The sequence below is a fragment of the Mesorhizobium kowhaii genome, from assembly GCF_003253745.1.
Lineage (GTDB): Bacteria > Pseudomonadota > Alphaproteobacteria > Rhizobiales > Rhizobiaceae > Mesorhizobium > Mesorhizobium kowhaii.
This window is the reverse complement of sequence record NZ_MZXV01000070.1, coordinates 271,260-289,638: the sequence shown is the minus strand read 5'-3', so window position 1 is coordinate 289,638 and position 18,379 is coordinate 271,260. Positions and strand designations below refer to the sequence as shown.

At 61.4% G+C, this 18,379-nt stretch carries 12 protein-coding genes and 2 pseudogenes; 10 read left to right on the top strand and 4 right to left on the bottom strand.

Annotated elements, in window-relative coordinates:
- The 3 genes and pseudogenes from B5V02_RS42010 to B5V02_RS32310 form a co-directional block, all read right to left on the bottom strand.
- A pseudogene (locus B5V02_RS42010) lies at positions 1-751 on the bottom strand (hypothetical protein); the annotation flags it as partial.
- A 622-nt stretch (positions 752-1,373) separates the two neighbouring features.
- Positions 1,374-1,823, bottom strand: a pseudogene (locus B5V02_RS42005) (DUF4347 domain-containing protein); the annotation flags it as partial.
- 91 nt (positions 1,824-1,914) lie between these two features.
- Positions 1,915-2,229, bottom strand: a complete 315-nt coding sequence (locus tag B5V02_RS32310; RefSeq protein ID WP_146606195.1) for a hypothetical protein — start codon at positions 2,227-2,229, stop codon at positions 1,915-1,917.
- 1,194 nt (positions 2,230-3,423) lie between these two features.
- Here B5V02_RS32310 and B5V02_RS32305 point away from each other — a divergent pair.
- The 4 genes from B5V02_RS32305 to B5V02_RS32290 all read left to right on the top strand — a co-directional run bounded on the left by B5V02_RS32305 (position 3,424) and on the right by B5V02_RS32290 (position 10,281).
- Positions 3,424-6,228, top strand: a complete 2,805-nt coding sequence (locus B5V02_RS32305) for a glycosyltransferase family 25 protein (protein WP_111548043.1) — start codon at positions 3,424-3,426, stop codon at positions 6,226-6,228.
- Positions 6,229-6,402: 174 nt separating this feature from the next.
- Positions 6,403-8,352 carry an FkbM family methyltransferase gene (locus B5V02_RS32300; RefSeq protein ID WP_167458758.1) on the top strand — a complete coding sequence of 650 codons (1,950 nt, stop codon included), beginning with the start codon at positions 6,403-6,405 and terminating at the stop codon, positions 8,350-8,352.
- 374 nt (positions 8,353-8,726) lie between these two features.
- Positions 8,727-9,338 carry a class I SAM-dependent methyltransferase gene (locus B5V02_RS32295; RefSeq protein WP_111548041.1) on the top strand — a complete coding sequence of 204 codons (612 nt, stop codon included), beginning with the start codon at positions 8,727-8,729 and terminating at the stop codon, positions 9,336-9,338.
- A 118-nt stretch (positions 9,339-9,456) separates the two neighbouring features.
- Positions 9,457-10,281 carry a hypothetical protein gene (locus tag B5V02_RS32290; RefSeq protein WP_111548040.1) on the top strand — a complete coding sequence of 275 codons (825 nt, stop codon included), beginning with the start codon at positions 9,457-9,459 and terminating at the stop codon, positions 10,279-10,281.
- A gap of 241 nt (positions 10,282-10,522) precedes the next feature.
- Here B5V02_RS32290 and B5V02_RS32285 read toward each other — a convergent pair whose 3' ends face one another.
- Positions 10,523-11,419, bottom strand: a complete 897-nt coding sequence (locus B5V02_RS32285) for a GNAT family N-acetyltransferase (protein WP_111548039.1) — start codon at positions 11,417-11,419, stop codon at positions 10,523-10,525.
- Positions 11,420-11,670: 251 nt separating this feature from the next.
- On the opposite strand from B5V02_RS32285, the gene argE reads away from it, so the two are divergent.
- The 6 genes from argE (at position 11,671) to B5V02_RS32255 (ending at position 18,378) form a co-directional block, all read left to right on the top strand.
- Positions 11,671-12,795, top strand: coding sequence for an acetylornithine deacetylase (gene argE / locus B5V02_RS32280; RefSeq protein ID WP_111548038.1), 1,125 nt, complete (start codon positions 11,671-11,673; stop codon positions 12,793-12,795).
- Positions 12,796-12,914: 119 nt separating this feature from the next.
- Positions 12,915-13,838: a 2-hydroxyacid dehydrogenase gene (locus tag B5V02_RS32275; protein WP_111548037.1), complete on the top strand. Its 924-nt coding sequence runs from the start codon at positions 12,915-12,917 to the stop codon at positions 13,836-13,838.
- A gap of 23 nt (positions 13,839-13,861) precedes the next feature.
- Positions 13,862-14,218 carry a cupin domain-containing protein gene (locus B5V02_RS32270; RefSeq protein WP_111548036.1) on the top strand — a complete coding sequence of 119 codons (357 nt, stop codon included), beginning with the start codon at positions 13,862-13,864 and terminating at the stop codon, positions 14,216-14,218.
- Positions 14,219-14,387: 169 nt separating this feature from the next.
- Positions 14,388-15,851, top strand: coding sequence for an aldehyde dehydrogenase family protein (locus tag B5V02_RS32265; RefSeq protein ID WP_111548035.1), 1,464 nt, complete (start codon positions 14,388-14,390; stop codon positions 15,849-15,851).
- A 16-nt stretch (positions 15,852-15,867) separates the two neighbouring features.
- Positions 15,868-16,911, top strand: a complete 1,044-nt coding sequence (locus B5V02_RS32260; RefSeq protein WP_111548034.1) for a tartrate dehydrogenase — start codon at positions 15,868-15,870, stop codon at positions 16,909-16,911.
- A 9-nt stretch (positions 16,912-16,920) separates the two neighbouring features.
- Positions 16,921-18,378 (top strand): NAD-dependent succinate-semialdehyde dehydrogenase, encoded by a 1,458-nt coding sequence (locus tag B5V02_RS32255; protein WP_111548033.1) that lies wholly within the window; start codon positions 16,921-16,923, stop codon positions 18,376-18,378.
- The last annotated feature ends 1 nt before the right edge of the window (position 18,379 follow it).

Genomic DNA, 18,379 nt, shown 5'->3' with positions numbered 1-18,379 from the left:
GCTCCGGTCGAGCCAGTCGCACCAGTCTCGCCAGTCGCACCAGTCTGGCCGGTCGCACCAGTCTGGCCGGTCGCTCCGGTCGAGCCGGTTGCTCCGGTCTGGCCGGTCGCTCCGGTCTGGCCAGTCGCTCCGGTCTGGCCGGTCGCACCAGTCTGGCCGGTTGCTCCGGTCGAGCCTGTCGCTCCGGTCGAGCCAGTCGCACCGGTTTCACCAGTCGCACCAGTCTGGCCAGTCGCTCCGGTCTGGCCGGTCGCTCCGGTCGAGCCAGTCGCACCGGTTTCACCAGTTGCTCCTGTAGAGCCGGTCGCACCAGTTGCGCCGGTACCGCCGGTCGCACCGGTTTCACCAGTCGCACCGGTAGAACCCGTGGCGCCGGTCGCGCCGGTTTCACCAGTTGCTCCTGTAGAGCCGGTCGCGCCGGTACCACCAGTCGCGCCGGTTTCACCAGTCGCACCAGTCGAGCCTGTCGCACCGGTAGAACCCGTGGCGCCAGTCGCGCCGGTACCACCAGTCGCGCCGGTTTCACCAGTTGCACCAGTCGAGCCGGTCGCACCGGTAGAACCCGTAGCGCCAGTCCCACCAGTCGCGCCGGTAGAGCCAGTCGCGCCGGTATCGCCAGTCGAGCCGGTCGAACCCGTGGCGCCAGTCGCGCCGGTACCACCAGTCGCGCCGGTAGAGCCAGTCGCACCGGTATCGCCGGTGTCGCCAGTCGAGCCGGTACCACCAGTCGCACCGGTAGAGCCAGTCGCACCGGTGTCGCCAGTAGCGCCTGTGGCTCCTGTCGCCCCGGTTGCACCCGTGGCCCCAGTTGCACCGGTAGCGCCGGTCGCGCCAGTCGACCCTGTGGTCCCAGTAGTACCCGTAGCGCCGGTCGAACCTGTCGAACCCGTTGAACCTGTCGTACCTGTCGTACCTGTTGAACCTGTTGAACCTGTCGTACCTGTTGCGCCCGTGGCGCCTGTGGCTCCTGTCGCGCCTGTTTGACTCGTGACAGTCAAACTGCCCCCGTTGAAGTTATTGTTGTTAGTGGGATTGGCAGCACCGCCCGTGAAAAGATAAGTATTAGGACCAGTGGGAACAAGTGTGCCCATCACACCAAAGTTGGCGTTGTAAATCGTATATTCATCACCAACGATAGGAATCGTAATGGTTACTTGAAACGCAAAAACCAATCCGTTAGTTGCTGATGGAAGCTGAAAACTTCCAACAACTGTATCAGGAGTGAGTGACGTATCCACAAGATAATACGTGTTGACGTTACTGCTGTTGCCAGGGCCAGTTATCGTGCCCGTGAGTGTCAGATTACCTATTGCAAGTACCCCGGTGTAACTTGCCACCCCATCCGGGGTCAGCGGCGGCAGGGGCGTGGACGCGTTCACGCGTGCGGACAGTTCCCATGCGCCGCCCAGGGCGGCCGCGCCAACCAGCGATCTCGATGCGCAGACGTCCGCGCCGACGGCCTCTTCCAGCGCCACAACGAAGGTCTCGCCAGCATTCCCCGATGCCGTTTGACAGCTCCACAGCCGCAGTTCGCCGTCCGCGGCAAGCGCCCGGCCGATTGCGGCAAGATCCTCAGCCTCTGCCTTCAATGTGGCTGATGACCACTCCCCTGCAGTGAAGCTGATCCGCCCAGACGCGCCATGTGCGATGACGTGCACCGCATCGAGCCCTGCGTGCCCTGCGAGCGCGGCAGCGATCTGCTGCGCCGCCGGCCGGCGGCCGTCGAGCACAATCGCTTGAACCTCGGATCGCAGGTTGCCGAGAACAGCCTGGAGGTCGGAAACTGAAGGGTCGACAAAAAGAATTTCAGAGGCACGGGCCATGACTGGCTCCTGTTGGCTTCGAATTCAATTCACGGGGAAACCGCCCACCGGCCTGGCCGGCGAGCGCTGGGGACAATGAGCTTGGGGGCCGTCATCTTCCGGACGATCCGACCGCGCCGTCGGGACGTTCAACGGCAGGGGTCTCTACGCGAAGGAAGCTGGCGACCTCAAAATTCCCGCCATCGTCAAACGTCCCAATGGCAAGTGAGCCGGCGGTGGTTGGGACCTTGACGGTGAGAGCGACACCAAGGCTTCGCTTGACGGCTCTGGGAAGAACGACCTGACCGACGATCGCGCTCCTGGCCGTGTCCAGAATGAAGTAAGTTGCATTGTCGGTCGTGTCGCCGATCGGCAAAACGCCCCGAACGGTGACTTCCATGACCGCAAAACCTGCCGTGTAGCTCATCATGTTCTCCCTGGTCGCGGCCGCCGTGCCGCTGCTTGTTTCGTACCCTTAGTTTCAATCACTGGTTTCAATCGCCGCCGAGCGCACGCGCTCGCTGAGGCCAGTCGAGCTTCTATCGGCACTCGAGCCGGGCGCATCGGCGTATCGACAAAGTCTTGACCCAGGCTGCCAGCAGCTCCGTGAGCCAACCGGCGACGCGCAGGACGGCGAGACGGGCGGGCAAGGCTTGATGGCCTCTTCGTGCCGCTCGATCGAACGGCGCCCCGCTTGTCTTCACTGAGGTGAGTGTGGCGTCCACAGGTGCGCAGTGGTCTACAGGGCGCCGAGGAATACCCATCAATCGCCAGGCAATCTTCGCTGGCGGCCAGCTGCCGACAATTGAGGGGTTGATCGAAGCGGAAACCCGCGTCGCGGGCGCATCGTTTCGTACCTGGTATCACACCAACCACAGCCAACTCCCGTCACGCGTATCCCGATTTCTCGACGACGACTTGCGAGGGAACCGAACTACTTGCGGGGGAACATCAGGTTGGGAAAACGCTGGCCTTGAGTTCAAGGCGATACGGCCTTGAGTTCAAGGCAGTACGACGTCTTCTCTTGCACGTCACCAAACACTCTCTGCGCGCCCTCACGCACAAAGTGACTTGCTCCAGACACTCTCCTGGCTTCGCAGACTGCGCAGACCGACAGGCCATCTGCCCGGTCCACGGCTACCCTCCCATGCACAAGGCATTAGTAAAATCTAAAATTAGCAAGTTGTAAATAACCAAGTTAACAATTTATTAATTGTTGACCATAAGCAACTACTTTTGGTCGACATCGAAATGGCGCGCATGGGCCAAACGCATTGAAAAATCCTAGGCTTAAGGCGCCCCCTTGGTTCGCGCCGAACCCTCGATATCGCGGCGGAGTTTGTGCGTCAGCGATTGAGTCGACGGGAACGCTTGTTCGCAACCCCCTGATCCAGGGCGACCGCGAGACCCTTGCTGTGACGGAAAGCGCTGGCTAACAATGGATCGGGCTGAGCTAGCGCTTGACTGGAAGGGACGATCGATCTTTGCAACAGAGGTCATGCAAATGGCCAAGGCGGCGGGGCAATGTGCATGAGGTATAAAGGCCGGACAAAGACGTATGAGTTCCCCTTCAACAATTTCGGGCAGCGTGTAACGAACGCCGCTCCGCCGAGGGATTAACATGAGCACCATCGGCCTGTGCATGATCGTCAAGAACGAGGCAAAGGTCATCCTGCAATGCCTCACCAGCGCGCTTCCTATCGTTGACTATGTGCTCGTCATCGACACGGGTTCCGAGGACGGCACGCAGGATCTCATCCGTACCTTCCTGACCATGCACAATGTCAACGGCGCAGTCATCGACGAGCCCTGGCGGGACTTCGCGTACAACCGGACCTTTGCCCTTGAGCGGCTGCGTGAAGTCGAGACGGTCGACTACGCCATGATCATCGACGCGGACGACGTCGTGGTCCAAGACGCCGGCTTCGATCCGGTCGCGTTCAAGTCGCAGATGCAACACGATCTATACGACGTCGAGGTGTCCCATGGTGGCATTTCGTTTTATCGCCCGCAGATCTGCCGCAACCGGCTGCCGTTCTCCTTCAAGGGCGTGCTGCACGAATATCTCGAGGCCCCTCCTGGCCATCTCACACGCGAGACCGCCAAGGGTTTTCGCGTGGCGACGGGGCGGGGCGGTGCACGCAGTCAAAACCCGCGAAAGTACCAGGACGACGCGGCCGTTCTTGAAAATGTGCTTGCCACGGAGACCGACCCCTTCCTCGTTTCGCGATACACCTTCTATTTGGCGCAGAGCTACAGGGATTCCGGTGAACGTGAAAAATCGCTGGCGAACTATCTGAAGCGCGCCGAGCTGGGTTTTTGGGACGAGGAGGTCTATGTCAGCCTGCTTGAGGCGGGCAACCTCATGGCAGCGCTGGGACGGCCATTCGACGAGGTCGTTGCCGTCTTTGAGCGTGCGGCGCAGGTCGTTCCCGCCCGCGCGGAGGCTCTTCACGCCGCGAGCCTCTTTTGCCGCAACCAGGGCCGGAATGCGGAAGGAACGGAATTTGCGCGTCGAGGGCTCGACCTTGCCCAACCCGCCGGACTTTTCATACAGCCCTGGGTCTACGATTACGGATTGCTCGACGAGTTTGCTGTCAATGCCTACTGGACAGGCGCTTACCGGGAATCGCTCGACGCCTGTCTGAAATTGCTCACAAGCGAAAAATTGCCGGCGGAAATGGCGAAGCGTGTGGTGGCCAACGCGCGTTTCGCCACCGACAAGCTTCCGGTCCATGAACCGCCGAAACTTGGGGCGTTCGGGACCGAGAGCTTGATCGATCAGCACAAGCTCGTCCGGCGGCGTTCGCTGCGGTCGCGCATGAAGGGCGCGCCACGCATCCTCGTCGCAATCCTGGCAAAGCAGAAGGAGCCGGCACTGCCGCTTTACCTCGAGTGCATCGAGGCGCTCGACTACCCGAAGGCATCGATCGTCCTGTACATCAGGACAAACAACAACACCGACAGAACCGAGCACATATTGCGCGAATGGGTGGAGCGTGTGGGCCACCTCTATGCGGCGGTCGAAATCGACGCCTCGGACGTAGCCGATCGGGTCGAGCAGTTTGGCGAGCACGAATGGAACGAGACGCGCTTCAGGGTGCTCGGCCGAATCCGCAACATAAGTTTGCGGAAAACGCTTGAGCACGGCTGCGATTTCTATTTCGTTGTCGACGTCGACAATTTCGTGCGGCCGGCCACGCTGCGAGAACTTGTCGCGCTCGACTTGCCAATCGTCGCTCCCCTGCTTCGCTCCATCTCGCCCGGCCAATACTATTCGAACTATCACGCCGAGATCGATGCGAACGGCTATTATATGCCGTGCGATCAATATGGTTGGGTGCTCAACCGCCACGTGCGCGGCATTATCGAGATGCCGCTCGTGCACTGCACCTATCTTGTCCGCGCCGACGTGCTGATCGAACTGACATACGAGGACGCCACATCGCGGTTCGAGTACGTCATCTTTGCCGACAGCGCCAGGAAGGCCGGCGTCGTCCAGTATATGGATAACCGACAAGTCTATGGCTACATCACCTTCGGCGACGGCCAATACCATGTGAGTGACGGGATCGAGCGCGCTCGAGCGCTGTTGCACGGTGCGGGCGATACCCCCGCATTCGCCGGCGCCACGCCCTCTGGCTCCGGGCCGATGCCAGCTCGACCTGTCGGACCGCCGCAAATTCACCTCATAAACTTGGACAGCAGCGTTGAGCGCTGGCGCAAATATCAAGATAGGAATCCCCATCTAGCCACCAATACAATCCGCGTATCGGCCGTCGACGGAGCATCCCTCGATAGGTCGGCCTTACAAGCCTTGGTAGACGATGGGGTGATTGCCGAGGATTGCGGGTATCTGCCGGGCGCATTGGGATGCGCTCTATCCCACATCAACTTGTGGAAGTTGGCGGTAGCCGAGAAGCGGCCAATTACCATTTTCGAGGACGACGTCTACTCGTCGTTTAATTTTCTTGAGGAGTCGAACCGCATTCTGTCCATGGCTCCAGCGAACTGGGATATGGTAAAGTGGGGATTCAATTTTGATCCTCTATTCTTGTGGTTGGACTTCGATTTTTCCAAAGCCAAGCTGGAGTTCTACGAGCGAAAGCACAAACAGGTCCCGGCTCAATTTCAATCTGACAACTATTCGAGATCTCTTATCCGGCTGACCCATTCCTTTGGTGCGATGGCCTATTCAGTAACTCCAAGGGGCGCTCAAGTACTTCTTGAAAAATGCCTGCCCCTACGAAGGAGACTTATTCCGTTTCCTGAGACTGGAGTAGTCCTAGAGGATGAGAGCATCGATTGTGCGATGTCCGCGGCGTATGACTCAATGAAAGCGTTCGTTTGCATGCCGCCGCTCGTCATCCATGATGACGAGCAACCTTCACATCGGCTGGCTGCAGACGGCTTGCGACCCGAATAAGACTCTGCCCTGCATCCGCGGGGAGACCTTTGTGCCGTTCTCATCAAATGCGTTTGAACGCTACGGAGGGTATCAAATCGATCAGCTTCAACCCTAGCAGGGTCTGCGATATCAGCCAGGGCAGCGGGGTTTCGATCGGTACAGTTAGGACAGGCCATGCGAATAATCGCTTCAATGACCACCATTCCCTCGCGAATTGATCGAATTGGTCCTGCACTTGAGAGCGTGCTTGGCCAGACCATTCCGGTGGAGCATATAGAATTGAATGTTCCATACGTATGTGTGCGTACGAATGAACCATACACTCTGCCGACATGGCTCACGGAAATGGAACGGGTAAAGATTTTTCGAACGGACGACTACGGCCCGATCACAAAGATTGCCCCCACACTGCTACGACACCAGGACGACCAGGAAACGTACCTATGGTCGGTAGACGACGACTTTGCGTATCCTGCAAATCAGCTGGAAATGTTATGCCGTGGACATCGTTCTTCGGAACATCGCATACTTGCGAGGCACGGCGGCGACTTCAACACAGATGGCAGTATCACTTTCAAATTCGGGCAAACGCAAGTATCAATGTTCGAGGGATTTGGTACAGTTCTGTATCCTCCAGCGTGCATCGGAGACGACTTCTTAGAATACCTACAGGCGAGCTCGAAAGACGTGGACTGCCGGCAAAGCGACGATGTGGTTCTATCTTTCTATTTTTCGTCTCGCCAGCTTCCTATTTTCATATGGAATTCGCCTTCCGAAACTGAACCTTTTTACCCCACGGGCTCGCTTCCTCACTCCTCAGAGAGGGATGCGATCCATTTGCAAGGCGGGGGAAACCTGGAGCGGTATAAGCGCGTACTGAGCGTCTTGAAGTCACCCGGATTCACCAAGTCTCAGCCCAATACTACATTGGATATCATCACCAAGCAGCAGTTCGAAACACTGCCTTGGATATATACGGCTCACAACACGGCGCTGTACGTGGAAGTCAACACAGGTGAGCTGCGTCATGGCCCAATCGACAGTAGTTCTACAAATGTCAGATTTCTGTCCGATGGGAAGCAAGGGCAGATGATATTCGGTGGTGAAGATCACCGCCTTCCAATTGCTTTTCAGTCAGATTGCTCGCTGGTCGCCAAGGGCTCCAAGACGTCGGCGCCCACCAGTTTGGAAATCTTCCCGAAGCACTGGGTTTGGGTTGGTTTTCATGTTGGCAACACGTTCCTTTGCGCCGAGCTTGATGGGCGCATAACTCTCTCCAGACCCCATTGCCTCGGCCACGAAAGTTTTTCCCTCTCGGAGCCCCCTCGCTCACAAGAGATTTTTCAGGCCTTGGGCCTCCTCAAGCCATACGATGTAGAACCATTCCTCAAGACGAGGGTCGGATGCAAAAGTGATGGGGGATATGTAATTCTCGATGACCTGGATCCAATACAAATTGTCTACAGCTTCGGCATCGGAAACCAGGTTTCATTTGATCTTGAAATGGCGAGCATGGGAAAAGATATCTTCATGTTCGACCACACCGTTGACGGACCTCCTCTTGAGCACCCTAACTTCCATTTCTACAAGCAAGGGTTGGCAGCAGATAACAACGAAGCGGCATCCTTGTACACGTTAGCATATCAGCTCAACAGGCTCGGTCATGAGGGGCGGCCTGATCTACTTCTGAAGATCGATATCGAAGGTGCTGAGTTCGAGGTGTTTTCGGCAATGCCGAAAGCGATCCTTCGACAATTCCGGCAAATTACGATGGAACTCCACTGGTTGGACAGACTGAGTGATCCGACTTACCGAGCTGGTTTCGTGGCGGCACTATCGAAAATCAACAGTGAGTTCACATTATTTCATGTGCATTCAAACAATAATCAGCCTCTGGGAATTGTCGATGGGCACGTAGTCGCGCCCGTGATGGAGCTGTCGTATGTGAGATCTGACCTGATCGAGCGCGCGCCGTCGACGACCGTATATCCGACTGAATTCGACTTTCCGAACTGGACGCCCAGGCCTGACCACACGCTTTGGTTCTATCCATTCCTACCTATGCTTGAGGAGTCTGCTGAAGCCCTTGAGAGGTCGATAGCGACATCGAACCGCATGTTTCCGGCCGGTGGTCACACTTAGCAAGATAGTTGGCCGCCGCTGCCCTCGTGCTAGTTCCACCAGCAGCGCCATAGATGGAAACCGATCTGATATCGTCGGCGAAGCAATAGGAGAAGCAATAGGAACAGACGGTCATGCGACGAGATTTTGTAACATGGCTTGCGGGTTCATCCGCCTGTTATTTGACGCCGGCGGATTGGCCTGGTCAGGCGGTTGGAAAACGAGTTCCACGCCGATGACGCTGGCCCGCATCAATACGCGCCGACGTTGAATTCGTTGTAATTTGTCGCATAGTGCCCTATTGCCTTTTCAGTAAGCGTGCTTGACGATTTTTCCGTTTTCCAACCAATGCGGCTGGAATTGAGCACGTCGCCGGCGTCGATGAGGTGCATTCGATGACGCAAAGCACACCCGATGATTCCCGCGAAGCCTTCGCGCGCATTTACCAAAGCAACGAGTGGGGCTCTGCGGAATCGCGCTCCGGACTCGGTTCAGCGTACGCGACGACACATCGCGTGCGAACCGTATTGCCGATGCTTTTGCGCGCACTGGATGTGAAGTCCATGCTCGATGCGCCCTGCGGCGACTTCAACTGGATGCGCTTCGTCGACTTGGGCAAAACGCACTACATCGGTTGCGATATCGTTCCGGAAGTCATCGAAACGAATCGCATGCGATACGCGGATCGCGAATTCCACGTGCTCGATCTGGCTGCCGAACCACTGCCGAACGTCGACCTCATTTTTTCACGCGACTGTCTGCAACATCTGACCGAGCCCGATATCTGGCGCGCCCTGCGCAACTTCAAGAGATGCGGCGCACGCTGGCTGTTCACCTCAAGCCATTCGACCTCGGCACAGGACATTGCGCCGGAACCGGGCGGATTCGGATTTCTCAACTTACAGCAACCGCCATTCTCGTTGCCGCTGCCACTCCTGGTCATGCCGGAGGAACACTACGCATCGAAGGCGATGTGTCTGTGGGACATGACGCAAATCGGTGCATAAGAAACCGACCAAGGAGCATCAGCTGACGAACAGGCGACAGTTTGGCATACTAGCTGCCGTCTCATTGGCTGCTAGCTTGGCTACGCTGTTGAGTCACTCGCGGAAAGGCTACGCGGCCATGTCTCCCAAAGCTCCCTCGGCCCGCCCATCGCCAACCCTGCTCACCGCGCCCATCGAGCTTGCCGGCGACTGGGGCCGCATGCTTGAGGGCGCCGCTGATCAGGTCGTCGAGCTCATGCGGCATTCATGCCTTGACGGCGTCCGCCTGCTGTCCGACCGCCAGCCGACGCGGCTGCGTGTCGACGAGCACACGTCCGGCACGCCGGCCGTCTGGCTGCATCCGGACGGCAGCAGCATGGCCTGGATCATCGTCGACATCGGCGAGCGTGACTGGTCGAAGCTCGCCTACCAGTTCGGCCACGAGCTCGGCCATGTGCTCTGCAACAGCTGGCAGCCGGACGCCAAGCCGGCGCCCCCTTGCCAATGGATCGAGGAAGCCATGGTGGAGGCCCACTCGCTGCGCGGGCTCGGGCGTCTGGCGAAAAGCTGGAAGGAGGCCCCGCCCTTCGCCGGCGACAACGCCTTCGGCGATGCCATCGCCCGGTACCGCCAGGACATCATCGATCGCTATGCGGCGCTCGCTGAAAGCCAGGGGCTCACGCGCGACGCCGCGGCGTGGTTCGCCGACCACCGCGGCGAGATCGAAATGCCCGCCCTCAATCCATTCGCCCAGGCAATGTCGCTGACCATCCTCGCCGAATACGACCGCGCGCCGGACTGCGTCGAGGCGCTGGGCGCACTCAACCGCTGGCCCGGCCGCACCGGTATCCCGATCGCCGAGTATCTCGTGCGATGGGAGGCCAGCTGTGCCGAATTGCACGCTTCGCCCAGATTGCCGATCCTCCTGCGTGATCTGTTACACGTTCCGCAATGGGCCAAGTGAAGAGCACCCGGAGGTCGGCTGACCTAAAGCGCGTCGCGTCTGAATGGATTCAGACGACGCGCCTAAAGTCTTTGTTTTTATGCATGTCGTTCTCCCAAAACCCGGCCACTTTTGGGCGACATGCATTAGCGAAATGAACCTGCGTCGATTCCACCATCGCAGGCTTGGACGTGTGATCCGGGTCGAGAGGCTGACGACTGGCAGACTCCCCCACGATCCGGTCATCTTTTTCAACAAAAGATCAGCCAAAGGCCTGGCTGGCCAATGCGTAGGTGACCGGCAGCTTAACGGCATCCTGTTCGCCTGCGACAGCCCACGGCCGACCAAGCCACATGCTGGTCACCGTGTCGTAGACCGGCAGACCTGACCGCGCCACGAATTCCGGGAACAGGCCCATCTCCTGCCGCGTGTCGAGGCGCAGAAACCGCCCGGCGTGCTCCGTGACATGCGGCGCGGTAACGGCAATCGCATCATCGTCGGTTTCGGCCACCACCGGCCCGACAACGTGGCCGCGTCCGAAAGGACGGCAGAGGGCGAAAGCCTGGATGCGGCCTTCGCGCAGGAGCGCCACGCCCTTCGAAACATCCAACAGCCGTACCATCAGCGCGGAACGGTCAGCGCCGCAGGCGCTGCGATCGAGATCCACGAGCCGGGCCAGATCGGAATGCTCGACGTTGCGCAACGTCGCTCCGGCAGGCAGCAATGCGGATGCGGGCATCACCGCTTCGCCCTGGCACTGAAATACGAGCCGCGCGGGAGCAAAGCCGAGGGACAGATAGAGCCGGCGCGCCGCTCGGGTGGCGTTCAAGCCCAGGCTGCGCGAACCGATCCGCGCCAGTACATTGTTCATGATCCAACGGCCGGCGCCATGCGCCTGCAAGCGGGGTGAGGTGATCATCATGCCGACGGTGGCGAAGCCTGTGCCGAAGGGAAACCACATGGCTGTGCCGACGACGCGCCCGATTTCGTCCTGGGCAGCGATCCCCTCGCCCGCTTCCAACAACATCTGCCAGTCCTCGGCCCGATGCGGCCAGCCGACGCTGATCGAAAGCGCATGCAGCTTTTCGAGTTCAACGCCGGCGATGTCGCCGACCTTCAACTCGAAAGAACTGAGCCGGATGGATTCCGCTGCCTTCAATGACGCCTCTCGGGGGCAAATTTGATGGACCTGACTTCCTCTCGTCAAGCATAGCCATCTAAATCACAGAATCCGCTTCAGATGAGGCTGTATTCGAAACTTTTCACTGTAGATCAACGGCTTTCCGCATCCAGGGTCTGGAGCGCGTCTCTATGGTGAGCGGAAGGCTGCCGGAAAGCGCCGGCACCCCGCCAGTTTGCCACACGAGGACCCGCAATGTCTCCCTTCGTCCGACACCGCGAGAAAGCGACATGACGGCTGAGGAAATCCTTGCCCGGCTTGTTGCCTTTGCCTCGGTCGTCGGCCAACCCAACGAAGCGATCGTCGAGTGGATCGCCAACTATGCCGAAGGCTGCGGCGCGAGAGTCACGATCCTCCCCGGACCGGAGGGCGATCGGGCGAACCTCTTCGCCACCATCGGTCCGGCTGAAATGCCGGGGCTCATCTTATCCGGCCACATGGACGTGGTGCCGGCAGGCGAGCCGGGCTGGACAACCGATCCGTTCGCGTTGCGCGCGGACGGCGAGCGGCTCCACGGACGCGGCACCAGCGACATGAAAGGCTTCCTGGCCTGCGTGCTGGCCGCCCTGCCCGCGCTGGCCGCCCGTCCTCTTGCCCGACCCATCCACCTGGCTTTTTCCTATGACGAGGAGGCCGGCTGTCGCGGCGTGCGCCATCTGATCGAGGCCCTGCCTCAGCTCTGCGCAAAGCCGCAAGGCTGCATCGTTGGTGAGCCAAGCGGCATGCGAGCAATCCGTGCCCACAAGGGCAAGGCTGCTGCGAGGATCGAAATTCGCGGCCGTTCGGGCCACTCCTCGAGGCCCGATCAGGGGCTGAACGCGATCCACGCCATGGCCGCAGTCCTGACCGAAGCCGTGCAGAGCGCCGAGGCGCTCAAGGCCGGACCTTTGGACGCGAACTTCGCGCCGCCCTATTCCTCGCTCCAGATCGGCGTGATTGGCGGCGGACAGGCGCTGAACATCATTCCGGACTTCTGCGCCGCCGAAATCGAAGCGCGTGCCATTGCCGGTGTGTCGCCCGCCGCATTGCTGGCTCCCATTCAAACAGCCATGGCAGCGCTCACCGCCCAGGGGTTTGAGGTCAGCTGGGAACTTCTGAGCGAATATCCGGCGCTCTCGCTCGCCACCGAAGCGCCGCTTGCCAGCCTGCTGCGGGACCTGACCGGGCAGGAGCCGCTTGCCGCGGTCAGCTACGGCACCGAGGCAGGGCTTTATCAGGCTGCGGGAATCGAGGCGATCATCTGCGGGCCGGGCGACATCGCACGCGCGCACCGCCCGGACGAATATATCGAGATCGGCGAGATGGCTGCCTGCCAGCGGATGATCGAGGATCTGGGGAAACGGCTCCACAGCTGAAACCTGTTGCTCGGCTGCGGCGAATTTCGGCGTGATATGCCGCCAGGCTTGGCCGCTTCGACGCATCCTGCGGCGCGCCGCAGGCCAAGCTCGATCAACGCCATGCCAAGGAGACCTGAATGGCCTTCCTGATCAATTCCGATCCCGAGCGGGTCCGTATCTTCGCCGACGAATTCGCCAGGGAATTGCCGGAGTTGCGTTTTGCCGCCGACCCTGCCGCAATCGATAGGGCTGAGGTGCGCTATCTCCTGACATGGTCGGCGCCCGAGAATCTCGGCAGTTTTCCCAATCTGGAAGTGCTGTTCTCGATGGGTGCCGGCGTGGACCAGTTCCGCGCCGACCTCCTGCCCGCGAAAGTCAGGCTGGTGCGGATGGTCGAAGAAGGCATCATCCGCATGATGCAGGAATACGCCACCCTCGCCGTGCTGGCGCTCCATCGCGACTTGCCGATCTATCTTGCCCAGCAGGCACGCAGCGACTGGCAGCCTCGCCCGGCCGTGCAGGCGACGGAGCGGCGTGTGGGTGTCCTCGGCCTTGGCATGCTGGGGTCAGCGGTGCTCGATCGGCTGCGGCCCTTCGGCTTTGCCTTGGCGGGCTGGAGCCGGTCGGCGCGCGACATCCCAGGCGTCCGCTGCCACAGTGGCGAAGCGGGGCTGAAGACGTTCCTCTCGCAGACCGACATTCTGATCTGCCTGCTGCCGCTGACCACGGAGACGCGCGGCTTCCTCGATGCCGGTTTGTTCGCCAGCCTGCCTGCCGGGGCAAGCCTCGTGCATGTCGGGCGCGGGCCGCAGCTCGATCACGCAGCGCTGCTGGCCGCGCTCGACAGCGATCATCTTGCAGGCGCCGTGATCGACGTGACCGATCCCGAGCCCCTGCCCGCCAGCCATCCGTTCTGGCGCCATCCCAAGATCCTGCTCACCCCGCATGTGGCCAGTGTCACGCAGCCGGAGACGGCGGCGAAAGCGGTGGTCGCCAACATTCGCCGGCATGAGGCAGGACTTGACCCCGTCGGTCTCGTCGACCGCAACCGGGGCTACTGACCCTCGCGCCAGAAAGGCAATCCATGTCCCTGCTCAAGACGATCGATCCGAAGCCGCAAGACGCGCCCCAGGAATCGAAAGCGCTACCCGATCGCCTTATCTCCGGCGATCCCTCCTTCAAGACCTGGGCACAGGACACCGCACGCGACGGCACGATCCACACCGGCATCTGGGAGGCGACACCGGGCGAGACGCGGTCCATCAAGGGAACGAGCTTCGAATTTTGCCACATCCTCGAAGGAGTGATCGAGCTGACCGATGACGGCGGCAAGACCGTCACCTACCGTGCCGGCGACAGTTTCGTCATGAAGCCGGGGTTTACCGGCATATGGCGAACGATCGAGACCGTGCGCAAGATCTACGTCACCGTGACGGACTGATCTCTCGGATCGCCCCGCGAACCTGCCTGGAGAGTGGTCCGAACCTCCGAAGATTGCGCTGAAAATCGGCGTCAAACGGGATATTCCATTGCCGGCCTCGGCGCAGTCGATGCAAACTGCGGGTCGATGCCGGCTAGAGTTGCGCCTGTCCTCACGACAAGGCGCCACCATGTCCCTCAGCTTCGATCCCGACGCGCTTGCGCTCCCGCAGGGCCACTTCATCGGCGGACGGTTCATCCCCGCCGCCGGCGTGCTGCCGATGCACCGCCCGTCAGACGGCGCGGCCTATGTGGACTGTCCGGTGGCCGATGCCGATGTGGTCGACCAGGCCGTCAGCGCAGCCAAGCACGCGCTCAAGGACAGCGGCTGGGCAGGCCTGCGCCCGCGCGAACGCACCCGCGCCCTGCATCGCTGGGCCGACCTGATCGAGGCCGAGGCCGAGACGCTGGCCCGGCTGGAGGCCGTCGCCTCCACCCGGCCCGTCGGCCAGCTGATCGACGGCGATATCGCGATCACGGCCGAGCAGATCCGCTTTTTCGCCGAGTTCGCCGACAAGGAAGGCGGCGACCTGGTGCCGACCGCCGACGCCAGCCTGGGAATGATCCTCACCGAGCCCTATGGCGTCGTCGGCGCGATCACGCCGTGGAACTTCCCGTTTTCGATGGCCGGCTGGAAGCTCGGACCGGCACTGGCCGCCGGCAATGCCGTGGTGCTGAAGCCTTCGGAGATGACCCCTTTCTCGGCGCTCTACATGGCCGAACTCTCGGTTCGGGCTGGCCTGCCCGCCGGGCTCATTAACATCGTTCTGGGCGACGGCCCGACCACTGGCAACGCGATCACCGGCCACCCCGACATTGGCAAGATCAGCTTCACCGGATCGACGGCCGCCGGCGCCGCGATCATGCAGAACATCGCCCGCACAGGCATCAAGCCGATGACCCTGGAACTGGGCGGCAAGAGCCCGCAGCTGGTCTTTGCCGATGCCGATCTTCATCTCGCGGCGGCAGCCGTCGCGCAAGGCATTCTGTCGAATGCCGGCCAGGCCTGTGTCGCCGGCTCGCGGCTGATCGTGGCCGAAGCGATAGCAGAGCCGCTGGCAAAGGCCATCGCCGCGCACATGGCGTCAATCCATCCCGGCCCAACCTGGGACGAGGCAACGCGCTATTCGCCGATCATCTCGGAGCGCCAGCTCGGCCGGATCGACGCCATCGTCCAGGCCGCCGTCAGGGCCGGCGCCGAATGTTTCGTCGGCGGCAAGCGGCTCGACCGCGAGGGCTATTTCTACGCGCCAACGCTGATCAACGGTGTCAGCCAGTCCTCACCGGCGGTGATCGAAGAGATATTCGGGCCGGTGTTGACCCTGCAAACCTTCGTCGAGGAAGAGGAGGCGCTGGCGCTCGCCGACCACGAGACCTATGGGCTCGCAGCCGGTGTCTTCACCCGCGATCTATCCCGCGCCATCCGGGTGACGAAGCGTCTCCAGGCCGGCACCATCTGGGTCAACCGCTACAACCGCTCCCGCGACCACATCCTGCCGACCGGCGGCCATAAGCGCTCCGGCATCGGCAAGGATCTTGGGCGCGAGGCCTATCTGGCGAACCGCAAAAGCAAAAGCGTGCTGATCGACCTTTGATACCGAGGGACCGGACATGAAGAGCTATTCGATTGCGTTGATACCCGGCGACGGTGTCGGCGTGGGCGTCACCGAAGCGGCCTGGCAAGTGCTGCAAACCGTCGCCGAAGGCTCCGGCTTCGCGCTGCAGGGCCAGCGCTTCCCCTGGTCCTGCGCCTACTACAAGGAAACTGGCAGGATGATGCCCGAAGACGCGATCGAGACCTTGCGCGGCTTCGACGCGATCCTGCTCGGCGCGGTCGGCTGGCCCGCGGAAGTGCCGGACTCGGTGTCCCTGCACGGACTGCTTCTGCCGTTCCGCAAGGCGTTCGTGCAATACGCCAACATCCGGCCGCACCGGTTGCTGCCCGGGGTCGAGGGGCCGCTGAAGGCCGCCGGCTTCGACATACTCTGCATCCGCGAGAACACCGAGGGCGAATATTCCGGCGCCGGCGGCCGCGTGCACCAAGGCACCAGCGACGAGGTCGCGGTCGAGACCTCGATCTTCACACGCAAGGGCGTCGAGCGGATCCTGCGCTTCGGCTTCGAGCAGGCGCGGTTGAGGAAACGAAAACTCGCTTCGGTCACCAAGTCGAACGCACAGAGATACTCGATGGTGTTCTGGGACGAGGTGACGGCGCGCCTTGCCCCTGAATATCCGGATGTCCAGGTCACCAGCTACCATATCGATGCCATGGCCGCGCGAATGGTGATGGCGCCCGACAGCCTCGATGTGGTTGTCGCTTCCAACCTGTTCGGCGACATCCTCACCGATCTGGGTGCGGCGATCCAGGGTGGCCTCGGCTTCGCCGCCTCCGCCAACATCAACCCGGATCGCAGCGCGCCTTCGATGTTCGAACCGGTTCACGGCTCGGCCCCCGACATCGCCCATCTCGGCATCGCCAACCCGATCGCCGCGATCTGGTCCGGGGCGATGATGCTCGGCCATCTGGGTGAGCATGGCGCGGCGGCAAAGGTCATGGCGGCGATCGAGGCCGCGACCGCGCGCGGCATCGGCACGCGGCCGGGCCAGGACCGGACGGAGACGATCACCACGGCCGTGCTGGCCGCGCTTGCCTGAGGGAACGACATGAAGGAATTGAAGGACAAGGGCCTGTTCCGGCAGCAATGCTTGATCGCCGGTGTGTGGCAGGACGCGGCTTCGGGCGCCAGCGTCGACGTGATCGATCCCGCCACCCAGGCAGTGATCGGCTCGGTCCCCGATGTCAGTGGGGCTGAAACCCGTTCGGCGATCGAAGCCGCGCAAGCGGCCTTCGGTCCGTGGCGTGCGAAGACCCATGCCGAACGCGCCGCGCTGTTGGAAGTATGGCACGGTCTTATGATCGAGCATGTGCAGGATCTCGCCCGCATCCTGACGCTGGAGCAAGGCAAGCCGCTGGCCGAGGCAACAGGCGAAATCCGTTATGGCGCCTCCTTCGTCAAATGGTTCGCGGAGGAAGCTCGACGGATCGGCGGCACTACCATTCCCTCGCCGACGCCGGATCGGCGGATCGTGGTGCTGAAGGAGCCTGTCGGCGTCTGCGCCATCATCACGCCATGGAACTTCCCCAACGCCATGATCACCCGCAAGGTTGCCCCTGCACTGGCCGCAGGCTGCACCGTGGTGGTCAAGCCTTCGGAGTTCACCCCATTCTCGGCGCTGGCGCTGGGCGTGCTGGCCGAGCGCGCCGGCATTCCCGCCGGCGTCATCAACATCGTCACCGGCATGCCGGCGGACATCGGCACCGAACTGACGTCCAACGAGACGGTGCGCAAGATTTCCTTCACCGGATCGACCCGCGTCGGATCGTTGCTGATGCGCGGCGCAGCCGACAGCATCAAGCGCCTCAGCCTCGAACTGGGCGGCAACGCGCCTTTCATCGTCTTCGACGACGCCGATCTCGACCTCGCCATCGAGGGCGCCATCGTGTCGAAGTTCCGCAATGGCGGGCAGACCTGCGTCTGCTCCAACCGCATCATCGTGCAGGCGGGCGTCTACGACGCCTTCGCCGGCAAGCTCGCCGCGCGGGTTTCCGCAATGAAGGTGGGGCGCGGCACCGAGCCCGGCGTGGAGATCGGACCGATGATCAACGCCGCGGCAATCGACAAGATCGACCGGCATGTCAGCGACGCGCTGGCCAAAGGCGCCCGCGTGCTGTCGACGAGCCCCGCGATGCCTGGGGGTAAGCAATATGCGACGCCGATGGTGCTGGGCGATGCGACGCCGGACATGCTCCTGGCCGGCGAGGAAACCTTCGGTCCGGTCGCGCCGTTGTTCCGCTTCGAAACCGAGGCGGAGGCGATCACGCTTGCCAATGGCACACCTTACGGTCTCGCCGCCTATTTCTACACCGAGAGCCTGAAGCGGTCGTGGCGCGTGGCGGAAGCGCTGGAATTCGGAATGGTGGGACTGAACACCGGCGCGATTTCCACAGAGGTCGCACCCTTTGGTGGCGTCAAGCAGTCGGGCCTCGGGCGCGAGGGCGCGCAATGTGGCATCGAGGAATATCTGGAAATGAAGACCTTCCATATCGGCGGGCTGGCCTAGC

What these genes read in the sequence shown, in the direction of transcription:
- B5V02_RS32310 (WP_146606195.1), bottom strand. Translation starts at nt 2,229, where the DNA reads ATGAGCTACACGGCAGGTTTTGCGGTCATGGAAGTCACCGTTCGGGGC.
- B5V02_RS32305 (WP_111548043.1), top strand. Translation starts at nt 3,424, where the DNA reads ATGAGCACCATCGGCCTGTGCATGATCGTCAAGAACGAGGCAAAGGTC.
- B5V02_RS32300 (WP_167458758.1), top strand. Translation starts at nt 6,403, where the DNA reads ATGACCACCATTCCCTCGCGAATTGATCGAATTGGTCCTGCACTTGAG.
- B5V02_RS32295 (WP_111548041.1), top strand. Translation starts at nt 8,727, where the DNA reads ATGACGCAAAGCACACCCGATGATTCCCGCGAAGCCTTCGCGCGCATT.
- B5V02_RS32290 (WP_111548040.1), top strand. Translation starts at nt 9,457, where the DNA reads ATGTCTCCCAAAGCTCCCTCGGCCCGCCCATCGCCAACCCTGCTCACC.
- argE (WP_111548038.1), top strand. Translation starts at nt 11,671, where the DNA reads ATGACGGCTGAGGAAATCCTTGCCCGGCTTGTTGCCTTTGCCTCGGTC.
- B5V02_RS32275 (WP_111548037.1), top strand. Translation starts at nt 12,915, where the DNA reads ATGGCCTTCCTGATCAATTCCGATCCCGAGCGGGTCCGTATCTTCGCC.
- B5V02_RS32270 (WP_111548036.1), top strand. Translation starts at nt 13,862, where the DNA reads ATGTCCCTGCTCAAGACGATCGATCCGAAGCCGCAAGACGCGCCCCAG.
- B5V02_RS32265 (WP_111548035.1), top strand. Translation starts at nt 14,388, where the DNA reads ATGTCCCTCAGCTTCGATCCCGACGCGCTTGCGCTCCCGCAGGGCCAC.
- B5V02_RS32260 (WP_111548034.1), top strand. Translation starts at nt 15,868, where the DNA reads ATGAAGAGCTATTCGATTGCGTTGATACCCGGCGACGGTGTCGGCGTG.
- B5V02_RS32255 (WP_111548033.1), top strand. Translation starts at nt 16,921, where the DNA reads ATGAAGGAATTGAAGGACAAGGGCCTGTTCCGGCAGCAATGCTTGATC.